Here is a 19418-nt window from a genome sequence, read left to right as displayed (position 1 = left end):
TGCGTCACTTTTTCACTCTCGATTTAGGAATCTACCTATTCCAAAGCCCCTCGCGCACCCAGGGTTCCACGCTGTACTTGGTTGTTTTGACTCCCCACCCTCCGTCACGTTGCACTATTCCCACATCAAGCAGTTTGTTCAATACATACCGCACTTGTCCAACGGACAATCCCGAAGATTCAACAAGCTCAGAAACCGACATGCCGTCAGGTGCATTTCGGAATGCTGCAAGCAACGTGTATGCATTCTTTCTAATTGCACGCCCAAAATTTTCTAGTAATACAACTTCCGATACTCTCTCACCAGACGGCAAGGTGGCGCTTTCCGAAGTAAGTTTCGATATTTCCTCACGTTCTAAGGCTTCAACACCCGATTCGGAACCACGCTTAAAGTCTGATTTTGACGCGTATAAAATCGCTGTAAATTGCACACCTGTATCTTGAAATGAGGGTTCAGGTAATCCCGCATCGCGTACCTGTTTGAATACTTCTCGAACTCCGGCACCTTCACCCTCAATAACATTGTTACCCGAGTCTGAAATTACATGTTTAGCTATATCGTATAAACGTGGATTGACTGCGTTTTTCGTCAAAGTTGCACTCTTCAACTGTTCAGTAGACACGCCGCGCAATCCACCTGGATTTACAATCACCAAGCGATCAGCACGCACACGTACCTCAACCCATTTGCCTTCAGTGTTTGGGCTCAAATCTCGATGTACCAATGCGTTAGCTAAAAGTTCCCGCACTGCAGGCAATGGATACACACTCTCTTCTCGCATATTTCCATCGCTTAAATAGCGATTCTGGCGAGGGGTGTTCTCCTTTACCCATGCGAGTACGTCTTCCAACAGGTCAGGCAACGGCCCATCAAAATCTTGCCTATTTTTAGTCCGAACGCCTTGAGCGTTGTCAGGATTCTCCACTGCGGCTGTAATTCGCAATTGTGGAGCTTTCGCCTGCGGATAGTAACCAAGGGCATATAGACCCGCCAACGTTAACTGCCCATCTTCAGTTTGAACGTTGCACGTGCGGAGCAATACGTCGTCATCCTCTATTTGCGCTAGGCGCTTACTCTTCGCACGCACGTCTTTGAGATACCTATCGACAAGTCCCTGGTCGAGGTCAGCTACTGCCGAATTCGTCACCGGCACAACGTCAAATCTATATTGTTCTGTATGCGATGCTTTCTGAATTTCAATAAGCGCATAGTCAGAATCATTCATCACATAATCGCCATCCGATTGTCGCAGATACGCTTTCCCACCGTAGCGCGCCGGACGTTGTGACAATGGCAGCGGAATTACGTCAATAACGAGCAAACGTTTACCATCAATATCGAAAATCTCATGCGTAAGCTGCGGAGCCGGAGCCACAGCATTTCGAGTCTGATTCACCACCTCGTGAAACATATTATCGGGATCATCAATACCTATAACCGCAAAGTCGTTCTCTTCTGCCACACCCAGAATGATCGTTCCGCCTTCAGGCATATTCGCGAAAGCACACACGGTTTCCGGCAGATTTTTCGGCAAATGCGATGCGCGTTTCACCTCAATATCAGTTGCGTCACGGCCAATCTCGCGAAAATCAGCGAGGCGTTGAAGTATCGCTTCTTTAGTCCACGTCATATTTAGAGTGTAAAAACTTTCACTCTAGAGTGCAAATATTTTTACACTCTACGTCTAGATTTACACTCTTTAAAAAGTTTCACTCATCCCGACGTTCGATCCTCACAAGTTAAACTTGCCTTTGCACTTGATACTAATCAAAACGACGACGGACGCGTGCCACACCTTGCAATGTAACCACGCGTCCGTCGTCGTCCAGATTTATTTACGAATCAGCTGCGCAACCAGGCACCCGAGGGCGACCCAGCCCCTAAACAACCCGGCGCATCTGAACCAGTCGCATCGCCTGTAGCACCGCATTTGCCAGCAGCAACACTACACCCGAAGCAAGCAACGTATTGGTCGTAGACCATCCGCCCGCACCAGACCCAGCACCAGCATCGCCATTAGCACTCACCGTCGCATCGCCCAAGTCGGCGCCACTTAACGACTTCACACTGCCATTTTCGCTCATCGCCACTTCGTCGCCGTTACCCAAGGCATCGGCGCCGTCTGCCAGCCCAGTTTCCACCGACTTCAAAAGGTTCGCGGCCACGTTCGTGCCACCGCCAGCACCAAATCCGCCCGCACCGAAACCGCGCCCGCCAAAACCGCGCCCAGCGCCAGTACCAGCAGACCCGTCGAGCGCCTGCCCAATACTCGCACCAAAATCAAAATGCCCGCTGGTCACCCCACTGCCAGAACCAACGTTAAACGTCAAAACGCCCTGATTCGACACCGTTTTGCCACTCTTAAGCGTCGCCGTCGTCGTGATCCCCACCCGGTACGTACCAGGCTTAGAAAACACCCAGTTCGGATGGGCGTGCACGTTCGGATTGAGCACGATCGAGCCGCCTACCGACCCGTTCACACCCGAGAAAATCCGCTGGCCCGCACCCCCGAAGTTATTCGAATAAAACACTTCCATCGCGCCCGGGCCCGAGAACGAGGTAAGCGCCAGCTTCAAATGCCCCGTCGTCTTGGCAAGAAGCGTCGGATGCTGAGAGTTGATACCGAGCCACGGCACACCCGCCACCTGGCTACTCGAGATCATCCACACCGCGCTACCAGCCGGAATACGTCCAATATTCTCAGACGTCGTGGCACGCCCCGCATTCCCAATTGCAAAGGCGAGCGAACTCGGATTCACCCACTTCGCAGGCTGGGTGCGGTCATCCTTAACCATCGGCAAGATTGCGTCGACGTATTTCGGTTGGTTCACCGCCGGAGTTGCAGTAACGACGCCGCTCGCAGGCGTCGGATACGTTGGCGACGCCGGTTGCGGGCTTAGTTGCGAACCAGGCTGCGGGCCGGGGGCAGGTTGCGAACCAGGCTGCGGCTGCGCGTTTCCTGTATCTGTACCCGATCCGCCCGGCAAGTCGTCGTTTGGCAGTCCATCGCTTGCACCCGGCGTCGGCTGCACGTCACCTGGCGATGGCTGCATCTCGCTCGGATCGCCCGTGTACGTGCCATCAATCAGCCCTTTTGGCACGTCTTTGCCCACGTACCACGTGTAAGTCGCCTCATTAGAGACGACGGAGCCACCCGCGCGCGCATCCTTCGCCCGCATCTTCATCGTGTAGACGCCGGGCTTTGTGAAAACCCAGTTGGTGTGCACGTGTGCCGGATATGCTTGATGAATCTTGTCGCCCGTTTGTAACTCAAACTGACCCGAGGCCAGGGGTGATGCGGGACCGTTGAAACCACCAATTTGATAAGTAAATACTTTTCCTGGCCCCTTAACCTCGAGGAACTCTAAATCAATCGCGTCAAAATCGGGACGCACCGCACTGGTATCCCAACCGGGGAATGGTAGCACTCCCTGTTTATCACCACTTTGGCCAAGGAAGTAACCTGCCGGCACTCCAAATTTGCTTGCGAACTGCGCGGGAAACTTCGTAATGGCCGCCTCCCCCACGTGCACAATAATATCCTCGGCCTTGCGCTGAACTGGGCTTCCACCCGTATCGTCTTTGGCATTCAGGATGAGCTGTCCATCTTTCGCAACCACGTGAAAGAGATCGACATGCCCTTTGCTAAGCACGAGACGGGGTGAAGACGACGCCGCTGGCGCATCAGTTCCGCCAGCAGCACCAGGGGCGTTTGTATCAGGTTGCTCTGTGCCAGGCGTCGCGGGCGTTGGCTGAACTGGGCTGGGATCACCCGGTTTTTCTTTTGCATCATCATTTCCAGGATTTACGCCTGGCTTCTCGCTGCCAGAATCGCCTTGGCCTGGCTCGGACGGCTTAGCGGGCAGCTCAGCGGAGTCTGGAATCTCAGAAAGAACTTTCGGCGTGTAATCAGGGCGCTTGTCCTGATCGTTTTTCAACACGTGTAGCGTGAGCGTAAAAGGATCCGACGCTACTTGCGAACCATCTTTCTTGACGACGATCGCACGGCCAGTGAGCGTGTACACTCCAGCATGCTCAAAGTACCAGTGTCCATGTTGATGACCTGGCACATTCAACACATCACCTGCTTGGATGAAGAAATTTCCGCTTTCCATGAAAGGGACGATGGCGTCCGCACCGTCGTCGGCCACCGAAAGCTCATTATTGTTATAGAAGCTAATTTTTCCTGGACCAGTGACCTTAGTGAACTTAATTTTCACTTTTGCGCCGAGGTTGTCTTGCCCAGGAGCACTCATGCCTGGCTCAGCACCAGGTGCACCGCAGGCGCTGTAATATCCGTCCTTACTTGCCTCACCAAGCTGCGGATAGTATCCACCGTCAAAAAGCTCAAATATTTCAGAGCACTTCTCAGTATTCTTGTATGAATAATCGGCAATCTGGATTTCCGAACTGTCCATATTATGCAGGTCATTATTGATACCATTGCGGATCATCACGGTGGGCTTATCTCGCGTGATATCAATATAAAATGCGTCGGTATGATTTCGGTCGATAACCGTTTGTCCGAACGCTTTTGTGGTTAGCGGGGAAAATACGAGCCCAAATGCTGCTACAAGCGCAAAAATGATCTTTACTCCGAGACCATTTCGGTGTAGCCGTGGCTCGTGTGCCTGCGGGTTTGAGATGCTCATCTGAATCTTCCTAGTATTTCCTGTACTTATTCAGCGATAATGGCTATCACTACTATAGGTATCGACAATTCTACTTTGTTAAGAATCTTTCTCAAGAGCAAAGGGTGTGACACATCTTGCTTATTGAGTTCCGTTCTCATTAGAGATGCCGTTTCCCGGCTGCGTTATCCATTAGAATTCTTGGTATGGCCCCAGACTTTTCCCACGACCACCGCAATTCTCACGGTCACCCAGACGCGCGAACATCTACCAGCTCCACGCCCGCGATACCGTTCAACAACACAGCTTCTCCAGCTACTCCGGCACCCATCACGCCTGAGCGCACTACGCCCGTAGTTACCACGCCGCCCGTTGGTGCGCACACGCCTATCGCTCCCGTCCCCGCCAAGCCGGGCGACGCCGTCGCCCTCCTTTCGCCCGCATGGGCAGCGCCAGGCTACTTTCCACACATTCACGAGCAGGCAATACGCCGTCTTGAAGAACACCTTGGCATTACGATCGTCGAATACCCCACCACCCGCAAGCTCAATGCGAGCCCCGAGGAGCGCGCCGCAGACCTCCAATCTGCGATGAGCGATCCGGAAATTCGTGCGATTTTCACGTCCGTCGGTGGCGACGACGAAATTCAGGTAATTCCCCACCTCGACCCCGCCGCAATCCAAACCGACCCGAAGCCCGTGTTTGGCTACAGCGACAATACCAACCTACTGAACTGGCTGTGGTGCAACGGCGTCGGTTCATACCACGGCGGCGCTACGATGGTGCACTGGGGTGCTGCTGGCGATCCTGCACCTGAACATCTCACCACATTGCGCGCGGCACTTTTTGGCGAGGGGCCTATCGAGCTACCACTGCCCACCATCAGTCAAGACTTCGGCTTGGACTGGTCTGATCCGCGAGCGCTCACTGCACAATCCACTTATGAACCAGCACTTGGGCTAGAGTTTTACGGCACGAGCGACAATCCGGTGCGCGGTATTACCTGGGGCGGCTGCCTAGAAGCCCTTGACCAGCTCGCCTGGGCTGGGCGTTTACCACAACCCGAGGATCTTGCGGGCACGATCCTCATTCTTGAAACGTCAGAAATTATTCCGCCACCCGATTATGTGGGTAGGTGGATTCGCGCCCTTGGCGAGCGTGGCTATTTAGAATCGGCAAAAGCCCTGCTCTTCGCCCGTCCCGTCGTCGCCAATCGTGATGCTCCCGCCGCACCCGAAGTGCTCCACGCGCGCCGCGAAGCATACACCGACTACCTCTTGGCAAATATCGCCCACTATCGCAACGATCTTTTGGTGGGGATCAATCTTCCGTTCGGGCACACAAAACCCCAGCTCATCTTGCCTTATGGTGGCGAGATCACGATAAACCCAGCTCGCGAATGCGTGATCGCACACTATCCAACGCGCGAAAATGCATGATCGCACACTATCCTACAACGGAATGCGTGCCCTAACTTAGGCGCTGGCTTGCTCATCGCGCTGTATACGCGCGATACCTAAAGATTCGCCTAAATTAGGGCAAGCTTCGAGAACAAAAGAACAGCACACAACCATAAAATAGCCAAACAAAAAGGGTGGAGCTCATTCAAGCTCCACCCTTTAGTTCCTAGTCTCGCTCAACTGTGCGCACTCAAAACCAGCCCGCAACAGTGATGCACACATTCGGTCACCTATCAAAGCACGGTCAAGCTACAGATAACTCGACCTCAGGATCAGGACGACCAGTAATACGATTACGCATATCACGCCTAAAGATTTCAATAACCCAGAGCCAAATTGCGTGTCCGAGAATTTCTGAGAAATGCTCCTGCCATGGCTGATTCCAAGGTGCGGGAACGGTACCCATCAAAGGCATCAGCACAACATGGAACACAACCCAGATTCCCACACCAAAAGCGACCCCTTGCCAGAGTTTTATTTGCGGGAAACGCTCAGCTAAAACGCAATATAAAACCGCAAAGAAGATCGCGAACCCAAAATGAATCAAGAACGAGACCCAAGGTAAGCCTGCATTTCCATTAAACGTGTAGCTTAGGTGAGTAGTGTGATCTGAGAATCCTAATTGTTCAAGGAAAGCTTGCGGTGGGTTGGTGGCATTACGCTCGGGAGTGCGTGGTGGAAGTGGAACTTCCCAGCCAAACTTGATGATTGCTGAAACAATTCCAGCGATAATTCCTACGATTACTGCTACGCCGTACTCGCGGCGGTCTTTTGCTGTTTGTTGTATTTTCACACGACAACGATACATCTGATATATCACGACAAATCCGACATATAGCTATATGTGATCTTTTAGCCGGTTTTGGCAGGTCGTTGCTTTGTACCGTCTCAGACTAACTGCTCACCGCGCCGCTCAATCACATTCCGCCATCAAAATTCACTCGTTAAGCACAGGAAAAACTATCCTTCTGTATATGCTTTAGAGCTTGCTTGCCCTGCTCAATACCCCTTTCTACTAGTTCTCGCAACCTATCTGAACGGTATTCAAGCACCCCAACTTGCAATGGTTCTGGTGGAAAGATCAATACTGCTTCCCCACGTTCTTCTAATCGTAGATACCGACGTTTAGTGGCGTTATATCGTTCAACACGTCCACGTAATGCCTTAGCTACCTGCGGAAGAGCTTGTACTCCATTTGTCCATTCGCGCGGAATATCCCCTTCAGTGAGCCATACATCCCGAGGCCTCGTAAAGATCGCTACATGCTTCGAATACTGATGAGTTTCAGCTATACCCAAGCCAAATCCTTCATAAACTGCGCCATCCATGTAACGAACGCCGTTGATCTCGATCGCATCACTCGTGCCCGGCATCGAGCACGACGCCGCCACCACAGGTACATATTCCGCCCACGTTTGGTTCTGGTTCAGTCCTACCCACACATATTCGCCATATTCACTGGTCAAGCCCGAGTATATTTTACTTGGTGCACCGGCTCTGGAGTCACTGTCACCACCAAACGCCATGTCAATATGCAAAGCATTGGCTATCCAAGGGAAAAATACAGTGAGATCAGAAATGTCTAAACCTGTGGATATACACCGTGAAATTTCCTGCGGAATATCCTCAATCCGCTCAATGGTTCGCCGTATTTGCCATGCTTGATAAAGACAAGCACAGACCGCTCCAGCCGAAACTCCATACGCCGTCGGGAAAACTAAACCGTTATCTTCAAAAACAGACAGCACTCCCAAGGTGAAAAAACAACGAGAGCCTCCACCTTCGAGGTGCAAACTAGTAGGTTTTTTACTTTCCACATCTCCAAGGTATATCAATCCAAAACTGCTCGTACAGCAACACCCCACTGCAAAACACTAATGTTCTAATCATTCAACACAGCAGATCAGGAAGCATTAGACCCCAGCTACGTCCTTAACCCATTGGCGGTAATGAGAAAGGTCAACCGCCTCTGAGGGAGCATACGGATCATACCAAGCCGCGTGAGAGCCAAGCACATTAACCCCAATAATTTCCCCAGCAGCATTTACTACTGGGCCACCCGAGTCACCATGGTTAGATGCGCCGGTTATGCCCTTCATTTTAAGAGTTTCGCCAGCAATGTAGGAGAAGTCTTGGCCAACAACTTTCAGTTGCGCGCGGCGCAAGCTCTTCACCTCCGCATCGTGCAGACCTTTTCCATACCCATACAAGGTAACGAATTCGCCAACTCTGAATTGATGAGAATCTGAAAGCACCCCATATTTACTAAGCTTGTGCGGCTTCGAGAGACGCAACAATGCCATGTCGGCTGATGGAGAGATCTGGTAACTGTCGATTGAATACGCCGGACCAGGATTTACTTTGCTATTCGAAAAGTGCACTTTTACCACGTGGGCGGGCACATTGGGATCAGTATGCTTTTCCCCTTCCAAACAATGACCTGCAGTTAGGATCCATTGCTCAGAAATTGCCGTTCCTGTACATTTATGTGCTGTACCGTCAGGTTTGTCCCAGATTTTGACCTGCACCACCTCCGAAGCTTTCACTTCTTCACCCAAGTTGATCGCCTGCGACATAGGTAGCACTGCAAAGAACCCTAAGACGAGAACCATCAAAAACAGTGCTGAACTACGTACTTGCCGAGAAATACTCATTCTCCACCCTCTCTATTGATAACAATTCTCTTTTATCTTAGAGGTTCATTTGGGCAATTTCTAGACCCAAATATCACACCGCAGCCCCACACACCCACCCTCGTAACATCAGTATGTATTAACAATTACATTTCTTACATATTACCTGTTCACAAGGGCATATTTTCCAAATCGCACGCCAAAAATAGCACCCCACACTGGCGTAAAAACATCTTTGTAGCTAACATATAGACTGTTCCGCTATGTGACTACCGCAGCGGGACGAAGTACACAGTGGTGCGGCTCCACTACTGTGGACTGCACCTTGAAATCACACAAGGAATGAAAATGCAGAAAATCGACACTTACGAACTCACACCAGTATTTATCGCAGCAGACCCTGAGCAAGACCCCAAGCTTCCAACTATTCCATTCACATTCATCGCATTCATGGCAGCATTCGCACTTGTAGGCGTTGCCGCAGCGATCCCAACTCTCACGATCGCTGCCGGCCTCACCTCCGTCGTCACCATTCCAGCCTGGATGTTTACCACAGTAACCCACTACACCAACACTCATAAGTGACACAAAACCAATAAACAACTATCCCGCGCTGCATAGCAGCCGACACCCAGGCTTCACATCTCAAGGTCAGGGCTTCATATCCCAAGCTCAGGCTTCACATCTCAAGGTATCGCGACACCCTTGGGTTCATAGCGACATATCCACGACCGCGCGCCCCTGGATCTCCCCCGCTTCAAGCAGCGAATATCCGCTGCTCACTTGCTCAAGAGAGAAGCGCCTGCTCACAATCTCTTGATAACTAATTCTTCCGTGAGCAGCCATATCCACCACGGCGGGCAGATCTTGGCGGGTGCGCGCACCATAGGAGCCGAGAATTGACTGCGAGCGACGCACGGTTCGGTTAATTTCGACGGCCGCTTCTTGAACCCCAGCGCCAAGCCCAATAGGTACCATGCGTCCGCCGTCTTTGAGAGAGTTGAGCGCGCTGCGCCACGTTTCGGGTCGCCCAAGCGCCTCGAAAGCAACGTCCACACCACGCCCGTCGGTGAGTGCGAGCACGCGTTCACGCACGTCGTCACGCATGGAGTTGACGACGCCGGTCGCCCCCAGACGCTGAGCCGCTTCCAGTTTGCTATCCGAGACGTCGATCGCGATGATTTTCTTTGCCCCAAACTCTTTGGCGATTTGGATAATATTCGAGCCCACACCGCCGGTAGCCACAACCGCAACGCTTTCTCCGTAACGCAAATCCGCACCTCGGCGCACTGCGCCATAAGCAGTGAGCGCCGCACATCCCAAGATCGCGGCAGGAACGGGATCTATTTGCGCAGGAAGTGGCGCTACTGACGTGGCCGGAATAACCGTGTACTCCGCCAACGCACCCATGGAATACATCGCTATCGCTTCACCATCTAGCGATTCCAAACGCGTCGAGCCGTCATAGAGCTGCCCTTTGAGCCGGTTAAGGTCAAAGAATGGGGCACACAAGTCGTCGCGCCCCTCTGAGCAGGCTTCACATTGACCACATGGCATGAGGAACGCCCCCGATACCCTCTGCCCAACACACAAGTCGCGCCGGCCAATATTGGGTCCGAGTTCAACAATTTCACCGGTGACTTCATGCCCGAGCACACACGGTAACGGAAAAGCTATTTTCCCGTGAATCACATGCAAATCAGAATGACACAGTCCGCAGGCGATAACTTTGACGAGAACCTCATTATCTTTGGGATGAGGCGTTTTTATCTCTTCAATTTCAAGACCTTTTGTAACATCCCTTAAGACGGCCGCGCGCATTGTGGGTGGGATATTCATATCGATTTTCCTCCAAAGTCCAGCATCATTGCTCGATTAAAACCGTGCCCAAGCACATATCTAGTATAGCTAACAAACACCCGAAACAATAGGTCTTTTGTACTTACAAACAGATTTAGCGGCAAGTGCGTATTCACGACGACGTGCACCTGCGAGGCAAAGCAGCGCGGCTTGCGCAAACGCGGCGCACACTGTCTGGTTAGATTGCGGTTGATGATGGTGGCGGCGTTGGCACGCATGGCGGCCGGACAGTGTCGGCACGTGTAGCGAGTGGCAGTGCAGCTTGGTTGGTGTTGGCTAGTGTGTGGCTTGGTTATGGTGACGATACTGTTGGTGGGGGTGAGTGCCATACGTATGGCACTCACCCCCACCAACACCGACCAGCCCAGTTTTATATGCACACTAAACAGCACAACCGAGCCATAGACAGCCTGCAGCAGCACTTAGGAGAATTTCTTCTCCATCTCAATCTCGATCTCTTCCATTGAAAGACCAGCTGTTTCAGGCATCCACCTCCACAAAGCGATGAACATAATAACGTTAATCACGCCATAGACGCCATAAGTGACTGTGCCACCTAAGCCGTCCATCATCACCGGGAAAGTCCATGTAACCAAAGCATTGACCACCCAAAGGAAGAACACTGCCGAGCCATTGGCTACGCCACGCACATACGATGGGAAAATTTCACCCAACATGGTCCACACCACCGGCCCATTTGAGGATTGCACAATCAGCATGAACACTCCCATAATTGCCAAAATCGCGAAAGATGCCCAGGCTTCAGGCGTTGTTCCAGCCGCAATATGGGGCTGAATCAACGCCCCAAACAACGCCGAAATCGCAAACATACACACTGCAACACCTGCGATACAAAACAACAGAATGGAACGACGTCGGAATTTAAACACCAAGTAAAGACCGCCAGCAGCACCCAGAACAGACATCACACCATTGGCAACCTGAGCTGTGATCGATGCAGATGTGGTCATACCTGCATATTCAAGCACTTTCGGAGCGTAATACATCACCGTATTAACACCCGTGAGCTGGTTAGATGCAGCGAGCAACAATCCAACCAAGAACAGTTTGCGCAGCCAAGGCGTGCGGAACACGTCCTTGAGTGTTCCTTTCTCCTCATTTTGACTGCCACGTGCCCGCTCCACCATCTCAAAAATTTCGTTTTCAACAGGCTCGTCACGATTATCACGAACGCGTTTGAGTGCACCAATCGCTTCAACGTAGCGCTGATTAGAGCCATACCAGCGCGGAGATTCTGGCATAAGCCGCATGCCAAACCACAACAAAATCGCAGGAATAGTGCACAGCACCAGCATCCAGCGCCAGGCACTTCCATTTCCATCAGAAATCACTAGCTGGTTAAACCACGTCTGATATTGTGCCTCGCTCAGATGTGAAGCTTTGGCTACCACCTCAGACCACATATGCGAACCAGGCGCGATCAACCCTGCAGGATCGGCGTCAATAGTTACTTTCGGACCACCCGCAGCACCGTTGATTATGGCGTTAAATGTAAATGCTGCCAACTGCCCTACCACGATCATGAGCTGGTCAATCGCAACAATCGTACCGCGAATACGCTTTGGTGCCGTCTCAGCTAAATAAACAGGCACTGTTGCTGAAGCTCCGCCGACTGCCAATCCAAGTACGAAGCGCGATACGTACATGATCGGCAGATTGGGAGCCACCGAACAAGCCACCGCACCAAGGATAAAAATGGTGGCCAGCAATAATATGTTATGGCGCCGGCCATACCGATCAGAGAGTCTACCTCCAAAAAGTGCACCAAAAGCGGCACCAATCAGCAAACATGCACCAATTAAGCCCTCTTCCGAGGCCGTAAGATGAAAGCCCCCTCCTTGCTGCGCAATGTACATGTAGGGCAAAGCGCCAGAGATAACACCGGTGTCGTATCCAAAAAGGAACGAACCTAAGGTTGCGATTCCGGCCACCCAACCGATTGATCGATGCTTTCCAGATAGTGGCGTTTCTTCTGTTAAAACGCGAATTTCTTCCTTACTAGGAAATTTATTTTCACTCATAATCGAATCTTTCTCATGAACTGAACATCATTGTTCCACTAATTGACGTCTCATTGCGTTAATACTGTTGTTTTATCGCCGAGGTCTCGATCTGGATTTCGACATATCATGCTCCTTTCAAACGTACGCTCCATTACGCTCGATTGAATGAAACTATAGTTTCATATGTGCATACATTTGACAAGCATTTTTATAAAATGACGTTACTAATGCACGAATGTGCGACTATTTGTTTAACACGAATCGCGTTTAGAGCCTATTCCTCGCGCTGGAAAGACATACTCGCCTCATACGACTCTTCAGACGGCCAACGAGAGGTCACCACTTTCGCCCGAGTATAAAAGCGCACGCCCTCCGGCCCGTGAATATGGGTATCGCCCAACAACGAATCTTTCCATCCGCCAAACGAATAGTAAGCCACCGGCGTCGGGATAGGAACATTGACCCCAACCATGCCCGCCTCAACGTCCAACTGGAAACGACGCGCCATACCGCCGTCGTTCGTAAAAATAGCGGAACCGTTACCGAAAGGTTGGGCATTAACTAAAGCAATCGCTTCCTCGTAACTCGAAACCTGCGTGATAGTCAAAACCGGACCAAAAATCTCCTCCCGATACAAATCAGTATCGAGCCCAACATTCGTAACAACCGTCGGACCAACAAAGAATCCATCCTCATAACCAGGCACAACAATATTACGACCGTCAAGAACCACCTGCGCACCACCCGCCTGCGCGTCGTCAATCAACGAAATAATACGCTCCTTAGCACGCGCGGTAATCACCGGCCCCATCTGAACGCCCTCGTCCAAGCCATAGCCGACCTTAATCTGACGTCCTGCCGCAGCTACTTTCTGCGCGAGTTCATCCGCAATATCACCAACAGTGACGACGGCGGGCAACGCCATACACCGTTCACCTGCGGCGCCAAAGGCAGCAGCAGCGATATGCTTAGCCGCAAAATCGAGATCCGCATCCGGAAGCACAATCGCGTGATTGTTCGCACCGCCCAATGCGTGAACGCGTTTGCCATGCGCAGTGGCCGTATCTTGCACAATATGAGCAACCGGAGTTGAACCCACGAAAGAAATCGCGTCAATTCCCGGATGCTTCAAAATGTCACTCACGCGATCACGTGAGCCTGCCACCACGTTAAATACTCCGTCGGGCAAGCCAGCCTCCTGGTACAGGCGCGCAATAATCAACGATGCCGACGGCGTTGCAGTAGCAGGTTTCAAAATAAACGCATTTCCAGCGGCAATAGCGATCGGATGCATCCACATCGGCACCATCACCGGGAAGTTGAATGGGCAAATTCCTGCCACCACACCTACCGGCTGACGCAAAGAATGTACGTCCACACCGCGCGAAACGTCAAAAGAGTACTCCCCTTTCAAAGCCGTGCTGATTCCGCAGGCAAAATCTAGAGTCTCGCGGCCACGTTGGATCTCTCCCAAGGCGTCAGAATAATCTTTTCCATGCTCAGCAACGATGGCTTTTGCGATCTCGTCTTGATGATCAAGCACCAGCTGACGCATCTTAAACATGATTTCAGTGCGCTTGGCAAGGGAGACTTTTGCCCACGCACGCTGGGCTTTCCGGGCTATATCAACCGCATAGTCAAGATCTTCTCGAGAAGCCAAGTGCACCTGCGATTCGACTTTTCCCGTCGCGGGATTCTCCACTGGCGCAATCGAATCAGGATTCCCAGCGTACATGGCGCCGTTGATCCACTGCTGTATCGTTTTCATATGTAACTCCTTGTTATGTGCATCGTTGCACTCCCAGTGGCACGTGTTGGGTGCCTCCAGAAGATTCTTAATATTTAATTCCGCGCTGGGCGCGCTCTGCTCGCTCTGCATATTGGGTGCAATGTTAGTTCCGCATTGGGCGTGCACCTTCCAACGCACCTAAAAATAATGCCGCTGTACAGTCTTGGCTTCGACGTATTCCTCATAGGCCTTTTGCGTCGAATCCAGGCGAGATACCTGCGAAACGGGCACGTCCCACCACGAACAATTAGACGGATTAGGTCCGAGCAAATCTGTTTCGATATAAATCATGCTCGCGCGTGAGGATTGTGTAGCTTCTTTATATGCAGCTTTGAACTCGTCAATCGTTGCTACTCGCAAAACGTTAATCCCCCACGATTGCGCATTCATTGCAATATCTACCGGCAGAATTTCCCCATCTTCGTTATGGGCATGACCATCTCCCATCCGATACCGCGTACCAAATCGCTGCGAACCACGAGACTCAGATAGTGCCCCGATCGAAGCAAAACCGTAATTTTGCAAAAGCACGAATATCACTTTGATGTTTTCTTGCACAATCGTCGCAAGTTCCATCGGAAGCATTTGATAGGTGCCATCCCCAACGATCGCTACCACTTCTGCCTCGGGCATTGCCAACTTAACACCTAGAGCAGCAGGAATCTCATATCCCATCGTGGAAAACGCATACTCCACGTGATATTGCTCGGGCGTGCGCGCCTGCCAAAGTGCTTGCAAATCACCAGGCATCGACCCTGCAGCATTGATGAGCACATCCGTATCGGCCATCAGCTCGTTGAGTGCCCCAAATACTTCTGTTTGGGCAGGCAGTGGGCTATGCCCGCGATGGTAGCAGCGCTGGATTTCTTCCTCCCAAGCGGCTTTTTCTCGCGCAATAACTTGAGCATATTCTTCGCTCACCCGATAATCAGCGAGCGCATCCCTCAGATCCGCTAAAGCCTCGCACGCGTCTGCAACAAGCATTTCGCCACCGTTTTTGACCGCATCAAAAGCTTTAACGTTCACATTCACAAACTTCACATCAGGATTTTTGAACTGCGTACGCGATGCAGTAGTGAAATCTGAATAACGAGTTCCTACGCCGATAACCACGTCTGCTTCATCAGCGAGATGATTAGCCGCATTTGCCCCGGTAGAGCCGACGCCGCCCACCGACTGCGGATGATCAAAATTGATCGCACCCTTTCCAGCCTGCGTATCTGCAACCGGGATGCCAGTCATCTCAGCAAATTTGCGCAGTTCTTCGGAAGCTTGCGAATAAATCACCCCTCCCCCTGCGATCAGCAGAGGACGTTTCGCTGCCCTAATAGAATCCACTGCGCGTTGCAATGCTGCCTTTTCCAATGGTGGACGCCGGATATGCCACACACGTTTCGCAAAGGCAGTAACCGGAAAATCGAATGCCTCCGCTTGTACGTCCTGCGGCAGCGCAATAGTTACAGCCCCTGTTTCAGCAGGATCTGTCAGTGCGCGCATCGCTTGCATGAGCGACGGAAGCAACTGCTCAGGCCGGTTGATTCGATCAAAAAACACTGACACCGGCCGGAATGCGTCATTAACTGACGTATCTAACGTCTGCGCATTCTCAATCTGTTGCAACACCGGATCTGGTGTGCGTGTGGCAAACTGATCTGCTGGAAAAAGGAGCACCGGTAGGCGGTTTGTGGTGGCTAATGCTGCACCCGTAACCATATTAAGAGCTCCTGGACCGATCGACGACGTGCACATCATCGTCTGCATGCGATTAGTTGCCTTAGCATAGGCCGCTGCCGCATTCACCATCCCCTGCTCATTGCGTGGCATACGGTATGGCATCGCACCGCCGTCGGCGTCTGGATCAAGCTCATTTTGCAACAGCGCCTGACCGATTCCCGCAACGTTCCCATGCCCAAAAATACCGAAAGCGCCTGTAACGAAACGTTTTTCTACGCCGTCGCGCTCCACATACTGATTGACGAGGAACCTGATAATAGCCTGCCCAACCGTGAGCCGGATCGTCTCGTGAGCGTTCATATTATTTCTCCTCATCAGAAGTTGAAAATTTGCAAGAAGTGGACTCAGGATTCGGAAGGTCGAAAAAGGGAAGCCGAGGATCGACGTCGTCGCCCTCCCAAGCCTGACGCTGCCAGGTGTGCACCGGATCGTCGGTCATCATCCATACCGAATCTTCGGCAGGACCTGCCATTACGTTGAGGTAATACATGTCATGCCCAGGCGCTGCCACCGAGGGGCCGTGATACCCGAAAGGCACCGCGACGGTATCGCCCGAGCGTACCTCAGCGCAGACGTCAATGAGTTTTCCGGGTGAGGAATACACTCGTTGCAACCCAAAACCTGGCGTCGCCTTATCCGGACCCCCTGCGGCGATCTCAAAGTAGTAAATCTCTTCGAGAATTCTTTCGTTTTCGCTGTGTGCATCGTGTTTATGAGGAGGATAGCTAGACCAATTACCACCAGGAGTAATCACTTCGCACACCAATAAATGCGATGTTTCCACCTCATTGCCAAGCGCGTAATTGGTGACCTGTCGCGAACACACTCCTGCACCACGAATTCCCGACTTCACTTCTGAGCGCGGGCAATAGCGCACCGGTAAATCTTTGGTCGCTTTAGCACCCGGAATTGCGAATCGCCCAGCTGAACGAGCCGTCACGGTGAAAGTGACGCCGCGCGGCACGTAGAGGTAATCAGTCACATCGCTAAAAACGGAATTCCGTCCAGTGAGGCTATATTCCTCCTCATCCACTATCACCTGCGCACTTCCGCTGAGCGGAAGCACCAAAACTTCATCGGTGCCTGTTGAAATCTCTACGCTTTCATTTTCCGCGAGCGCCGCAATTTTGAGCGAAGAAAACTCCCAGCCCACCGCGTCTTGCGTGATACATGTATCAAAGACTCCAGTAGCGGTACTGTGAGCAGGAATTACGTATTTTTCGTTGTCATTCATAAGAGCTCCACTGCTTGATCGACTGCTTGTTCGACGTCATCCCCAATCGGATATAAAAGGGATCGACCAATAACCAGGCCATACACATTGGGCAGATTGAGCGCTTTCGCCCAGCGCGCCAACGCAGCTTGTGAATCTTTCGCCACTTCGCCACCCAAAATCAACGACGGAAGCGTGGTTGCCGCCATCACTTGCTCCATATGCTCCACACATGGAAGTTTGAGCCAGGTATACGCCGACGTGACGCCCAGCCCTGAAGCAATCGCAATCGATTTCATCACTGCTTCTGGACTCAGATCATTTTGCACACGCCCGTTGACCCGTCGCGATATAAATGGCTCCACCATAATCGTCTTTTTCACCTCGGCCATCGAATTAATAGCTCGCGCCGTCGCTTCGAGGGTATCGACGGTTGCCCGATCACTCAGGTCAATGCGCGTGAGCGTTTTCCCACCATCGAGGCCGTGCGCAACGATGCTTTCGGCGTCGTAACAGGTAAATTTATCGTCGATTTCGAATACGGAACCTTGCAAACCTCCGCGGTTCATCGAGCCAAACACGTGCTTTCCGTCTAGTGCCCCTAATAAGGCAAGATCTTCGATGAAATCTGCTGTGCCGAGAAAACCTGTTACTCCGGGTCTAGCGAGTGCCGCGGCACACCGCTCCAGCGCATCTTGTCTATTTGCCATCGCCAAGGATCGCGACCCAGCTCCGAGTGCTCCCCGCGCCGGGTGGTCAAGGGCAATAATCAAGTGTTTTTGCTCCGGCGCTAATGTTTGCGCAGGTACGCGCGAAGCCAAAGCCTGCGCGATTTTTTCGGGAGAATCTGCGCGAATCTGTGCAATCTCCGCAATACTCACCGACATTGAGTTTCCTCCACATTCTCCATCATTGGTTCTTTTCTACGCGTGGTTGCGTGTGCGGATGCTCGTTCATGAGCTGTAAGACTTCATCACTATCAGGCATCGCAGTGGAGCACTCCAGCCGCGAAGCAACGATTGCACCAGCTGTTGAGGCAAATTGAATCGTTTTGGGCAAGTCCCAGCCCGAAATCAAGGCGTGGCACAGTGCTCCCCCAAAGGCGTCACCAGCCCCCAGACCATTGCAAATATCGACTTTGGTAACTGGAACTTCGATGCGCTCACTTCGCGTTTTCGCCAAGGTTCCGCGCGGTCCTTGTTTGACGACGGCGATCTCGACGCCGCGTTCTAGCAGCGCGTCTGCTGCCCGGTCTGGTTCCGTTTCTCCGACGGCGATCCGGCACTCTTCGATATTGCCCACAGCCACGTTCACCTTGCCAAGAACCGCTGATATTTCCTGAACGGCTTTTTCTTCTGACTCCCAAAACATAGGCCGGTAGTCTAAATCCGCCACCGTCCAGGCTTTTTTCGCGCGAGCGTCAAGGGCGGCATGATGTGCTGATCTGCTTGGCTGCACTGTCAAACCAGTTCCTGAAAACAAAAAGACTTTTGCTGTTGTCACTGCTTCTATCGGTATATCTTCAACAGTGATTTCTAAATCTGGCGCCGAGGGCTGACGGTAGAAATAGAGTGGAAAGTCATCGGGTGGAAACACTTCACAAAAGGTTACTGGAGTGTTGAATTTTGGATGAGTTTTTACGAAACAATCATCTACGCCGAGTCGGATCATTTCTTTGCGCACGAATCTGCCAAAAGGATCGTCTCCAACACCAGTGATAGTGGCGCATGTGTGGCCGTATCGTGCGGCGGCCACGGCGACGTTCGTCGGTGAACCGCCTAAATACTTTCCAAATGTTTTGACTTCTTCTAAGCCTAATCCGGTTTGGAGAGGATATATATCTACACCTGAGCGACCAATTGTGATTACGTCTAGAAAATTGTTGACGGACATTACTAGGCCTTCCACGTCTTTGAGGCATCAACAAAATTAATTATCAATGCATAACCCAAAGAGTGTCAAGCTTTGTAATAACATTTGCCACGTTTCAGCATACAAACGTTCACAATGCAGAATATCTGTACCGATTAAATGTAATGTCAGGTACAATTGTGGTATTCGTTGATATTTTTTA

14 protein-coding genes are annotated in these 19418 nt (G+C 51.7%); 2 read left to right on the top strand and 12 right to left on the bottom strand.

Features of this window, described 5'->3' with window-relative positions; translation table 11 throughout:
* Window positions 1-31 precede the first annotated feature (31 nt).
* Window positions 32-1630, bottom strand: a complete 1599-nt coding sequence (locus JOD55_RS02665) for an ATP-binding protein (protein WP_204398416.1) — start codon at window positions 1628-1630, stop codon at window positions 32-34.
* A gap of 250 nt (window positions 1631-1880) precedes the next feature.
* On the bottom strand, window positions 1881-4652 hold the full coding sequence (locus tag JOD55_RS02660; protein ID WP_204398415.1) for a TIGR03773 family transporter-associated surface protein: 2772 nt from the start codon (window positions 4650-4652) through the stop codon (window positions 1881-1883).
* A 185-nt stretch (window positions 4653-4837) separates the two neighbouring features.
* Between JOD55_RS02660 and JOD55_RS02655 the strand changes: the two genes are divergently transcribed.
* Window positions 4838-6070 (top strand): S66 family peptidase, encoded by a 1233-nt coding sequence (locus JOD55_RS02655; RefSeq protein ID WP_204398414.1) that lies wholly within the window; start codon window positions 4838-4840, stop codon window positions 6068-6070.
* A gap of 265 nt (window positions 6071-6335) precedes the next feature.
* Here the strand turns inward: JOD55_RS02655 and JOD55_RS02650 are convergent, their stop codons facing one another.
* The 3 genes from JOD55_RS02650 to JOD55_RS02640 form a co-directional block, all read right to left on the bottom strand.
* Window positions 6336-6884 carry a YagU family protein gene (locus tag JOD55_RS02650; protein WP_420827020.1) on the bottom strand — a complete coding sequence of 183 codons (549 nt, stop codon included), beginning with the start codon at window positions 6882-6884 and terminating at the stop codon, window positions 6336-6338.
* 151 nt (window positions 6885-7035) lie between these two features.
* Window positions 7036-7908 carry a patatin-like phospholipase family protein gene (locus JOD55_RS02645; protein WP_204398411.1) on the bottom strand — a complete coding sequence of 291 codons (873 nt, stop codon included), beginning with the start codon at window positions 7906-7908 and terminating at the stop codon, window positions 7036-7038.
* Between the two features lie 96 nt (window positions 7909-8004).
* On the bottom strand, window positions 8005-8745 hold the full coding sequence (locus tag JOD55_RS02640; protein ID WP_204398405.1) for a S1 family peptidase: 741 nt from the start codon (window positions 8743-8745) through the stop codon (window positions 8005-8007).
* 327 nt (window positions 8746-9072) lie between these two features.
* Here JOD55_RS02640 and JOD55_RS02635 point away from each other — a divergent pair, with 327 nt between their 5' ends.
* On the top strand, window positions 9073-9309 hold the full coding sequence (locus JOD55_RS02635; protein ID WP_204398404.1) for a hypothetical protein: 237 nt from the start codon (window positions 9073-9075) through the stop codon (window positions 9307-9309).
* A 126-nt stretch (window positions 9310-9435) separates the two neighbouring features.
* Here JOD55_RS02635 and JOD55_RS02630 read toward each other — a convergent pair whose 3' ends face one another.
* From JOD55_RS02630 to iolC, 7 genes are all read right to left on the bottom strand, one after another.
* Window positions 9436-10545, bottom strand: a complete 1110-nt coding sequence (locus JOD55_RS02630; protein ID WP_204399686.1) for a zinc-binding dehydrogenase — start codon at window positions 10543-10545, stop codon at window positions 9436-9438.
* Window positions 10546-11006: 461 nt separating this feature from the next.
* Window positions 11007-12626, bottom strand: a complete 1620-nt coding sequence (locus tag JOD55_RS02625) for an MFS transporter (RefSeq protein ID WP_204398403.1) — start codon at window positions 12624-12626, stop codon at window positions 11007-11009.
* A 256-nt stretch (window positions 12627-12882) separates the two neighbouring features.
* Window positions 12883-14376, bottom strand: coding sequence for a CoA-acylating methylmalonate-semialdehyde dehydrogenase (locus tag JOD55_RS02620; RefSeq protein ID WP_204398402.1), 1494 nt, complete (start codon window positions 14374-14376; stop codon window positions 12883-12885).
* A 159-nt stretch (window positions 14377-14535) separates the two neighbouring features.
* Window positions 14536-16431, bottom strand: coding sequence for a 3D-(3,5/4)-trihydroxycyclohexane-1,2-dione acylhydrolase (decyclizing) (gene iolD / locus JOD55_RS02615; RefSeq protein WP_204398400.1), 1896 nt, complete (start codon window positions 16429-16431; stop codon window positions 14536-14538).
* Window position 16432: 1 nt separating this feature from the next.
* Window positions 16433-17365, bottom strand: a complete 933-nt coding sequence (gene iolB, locus JOD55_RS02610) for a 5-deoxy-glucuronate isomerase (RefSeq protein ID WP_204398398.1) — start codon at window positions 17363-17365, stop codon at window positions 16433-16435.
* Complete coding sequence (locus JOD55_RS02605; RefSeq protein ID WP_204398389.1) at window positions 17362-18231, bottom strand: Cgl0159 family (beta/alpha)8-fold protein; 870 nt, start codon at window positions 18229-18231, stop codon at window positions 17362-17364. Before JOD55_RS02605 ends, iolB begins: the two co-directional genes overlap by 4 nt.
* 22 nt (window positions 18232-18253) lie before the next feature.
* Window positions 18254-19237 carry a 5-dehydro-2-deoxygluconokinase gene (gene iolC / locus JOD55_RS02600; protein ID WP_204398387.1) on the bottom strand — a complete coding sequence of 328 codons (984 nt, stop codon included), beginning with the start codon at window positions 19235-19237 and terminating at the stop codon, window positions 18254-18256.
* Between the last annotated feature and the right edge of the window lie 181 nt (window positions 19238-19418).

Source organism: Arcanobacterium pluranimalium (assembly GCF_016907845.1).
GTDB classification, from domain to species: Bacteria; Actinomycetota; Actinomycetes; order Actinomycetales; family Actinomycetaceae; genus Arcanobacterium_A; species Arcanobacterium_A pluranimalium.
Note: the sequence above shows the minus strand (reverse complement) of the source record. Positions and strands in the feature narration are given on the sequence as shown.

Excerpts from the sequence above, each read along its gene's own strand:
- JOD55_RS02665 (WP_204398416.1), bottom strand. The coding sequence starts at position 1,630 with ATGACGTGGACTAAAGAAGCGATACTTCAACGCCTCGCTGATTTTCGC.
- JOD55_RS02660 (WP_204398415.1), bottom strand. The coding sequence starts at position 4,652 with ATGAGCATCTCAAACCCGCAGGCACACGAGCCACGGCTACACCGAAAT.
- JOD55_RS02655 (WP_204398414.1), top strand. The coding sequence starts at position 4,838 with ATGGCCCCAGACTTTTCCCACGACCACCGCAATTCTCACGGTCACCCA.
- JOD55_RS02640 (WP_204398405.1), bottom strand. The coding sequence starts at position 8,745 with ATGAGTATTTCTCGGCAAGTACGTAGTTCAGCACTGTTTTTGATGGTT.
- JOD55_RS02635 (WP_204398404.1), top strand. The coding sequence starts at position 9,073 with ATGCAGAAAATCGACACTTACGAACTCACACCAGTATTTATCGCAGCA.
- JOD55_RS02630 (WP_204399686.1), bottom strand. The coding sequence starts at position 10,545 with ATGCGCGCGGCCGTCTTAAGGGATGTTACAAAAGGTCTTGAAATTGAA.
- JOD55_RS02625 (WP_204398403.1), bottom strand. The coding sequence starts at position 12,626 with ATGAGTGAAAATAAATTTCCTAGTAAGGAAGAAATTCGCGTTTTAACA.
- JOD55_RS02620 (WP_204398402.1), bottom strand. The coding sequence starts at position 14,376 with ATGAAAACGATACAGCAGTGGATCAACGGCGCCATGTACGCTGGGAAT.
- iolD (WP_204398400.1), bottom strand. The coding sequence starts at position 16,431 with ATGAACGCTCACGAGACGATCCGGCTCACGGTTGGGCAGGCTATTATC.
- iolB (WP_204398398.1), bottom strand. The coding sequence starts at position 17,365 with ATGAATGACAACGAAAAATACGTAATTCCTGCTCACAGTACCGCTACT.
- JOD55_RS02605 (WP_204398389.1), bottom strand. The coding sequence starts at position 18,231 with ATGTCGGTGAGTATTGCGGAGATTGCACAGATTCGCGCAGATTCTCCC.
- iolC (WP_204398387.1), bottom strand. The coding sequence starts at position 19,237 with ATGTCCGTCAACAATTTTCTAGACGTAATCACAATTGGTCGCTCAGGT.